1 protein-coding gene and 1 pseudogene are annotated in these 1,232 nt (G+C 66.7%); one reads left to right on the plus strand and one right to left on the minus strand.

Features of this window, described 5'->3' with window-relative positions; all coding sequences use genetic code 11:
* A pseudogene (locus D7W79_RS42075) lies at window positions 1–106 on the plus strand (IS5-like element ISMra2 family transposase); the annotation flags it as partial.
* 14 nt (window positions 107–120) lie between these two features.
* Here D7W79_RS42075 and D7W79_RS42080 read toward each other — a convergent pair.
* Complete coding sequence (locus D7W79_RS42080; RefSeq protein ID WP_120530764.1) at window positions 121–1,062, minus strand: alpha/beta fold hydrolase; 942 nt, start codon at window positions 1,060–1,062, stop codon at window positions 121–123.
* Window positions 1,063–1,232: the final 170 nt, after the last annotated feature.

Here is a 1,232-nt window from a genome sequence, read left to right on the forward strand (position 1 = left end):
CTTCAATCGCTTGAAGCAGAACCGGCGGGTGGCGACGCGCTATGAGAAGCGCGCCGCCAACTACCTGGCGATGGTCCATATCGCCTCCATCCGCCTCTGGCTCTAATTTGCGGACACGCCCTAGCCCGCGCGGGCCTGGTCGAACGGGACGCGCTGGTTGAGGTACGTGTCGTTGATGTTGTGCGCGCCGGAGAAGATGCTCTTCTCGGAGAAGTAGCGGATCTTCGCGTCCTTGCCCGCGTGCTTGAGCAGGTCCAGGGGGCCCTTGCCGCTGGTGCCCAGGCCGAAGAGGCCCGGCACGGGGTCCTTGTCGTTGACGTAGTGGACGTACTTGGGGCCGTCCGGGTAGGTCGCCGCCGCGGCGCCGAAGGTCTCCACGGAGACCTTGCCCAGCTTCTCCTGCACCTGGGCGGGGGACAGCCCGTCTTCGATGCGCAGCCGCTTGGCCACGTCGTTCAGCGCGCGGCTGGTGATGAGGCCACCCTGGCTGTGCGCCATCAGGTGCACGTCACGGCCGGCCTTCAGCTCGGTGTAGAGCGAGTCCGCCAGCGTATCCACCGCCGGGTTCTTGCCCTTGTCCATCTTGTCCGTCACGCACTGGCCCAGGTCCTTGAAGAAGCCCTCGGTGGAGTTGTGGATGCCGATGGTCTTCTGGCCCGTCTTGTCCGCGATGGCCTGCATCGTGGTCTCCTGGCCCGCCTTGTCCGTCATCATCCCGTTCACGTAGATGATGGTGCCGGGCTGCTTCACGCCGCCCTTGGGCTCGTAGGCGGGGATCTGGCTCAGCGGGGTGCTCGCGTCGAACGCCTGGCCGCCCTTGCCCATGATCTTGCCGTCATAGGCCTTGTCCTTCGCACCCGCCGGGGCGGTGAACACGGCCGCGGGGGCCGCGGTGCGCACCGCGCTGTTCGTCGCCTTCGCGTCGAAGCCGTCCTTCACGGTGTTGGCCGGCTTCGCCGTGGCCGCGGTGGCCGGCTTGGCGGCGGGGGCCGCGCCGGTCGTCCCCGTGGTCGTGGTGGTGCGCGCGATGTTGTTGTTGGAGGTGCGCCCGATGGTTCCCATGGCTTGAGGCTCCTGCGGTTTGCGGATTTTTGAAGGGGGGAGGGAAAGCTTGCTGCGTTGATCCATTCTCACCCGAAGCGCCGAAAAGTTGCGAGCAGGTGACGGAATGTGTGCAACGCGCTGCGTTGCAGGAAGTCCGGCCGGGGGGACGGGAGGGGGCGGTTTAAGGT

Origin of the sequence: Corallococcus exercitus (assembly GCF_003611585.1) — a bacterium.
In the GTDB taxonomy this organism is placed as follows: domain Bacteria; phylum Myxococcota; class Myxococcia; order Myxococcales; family Myxococcaceae; genus Corallococcus; species Corallococcus exercitus.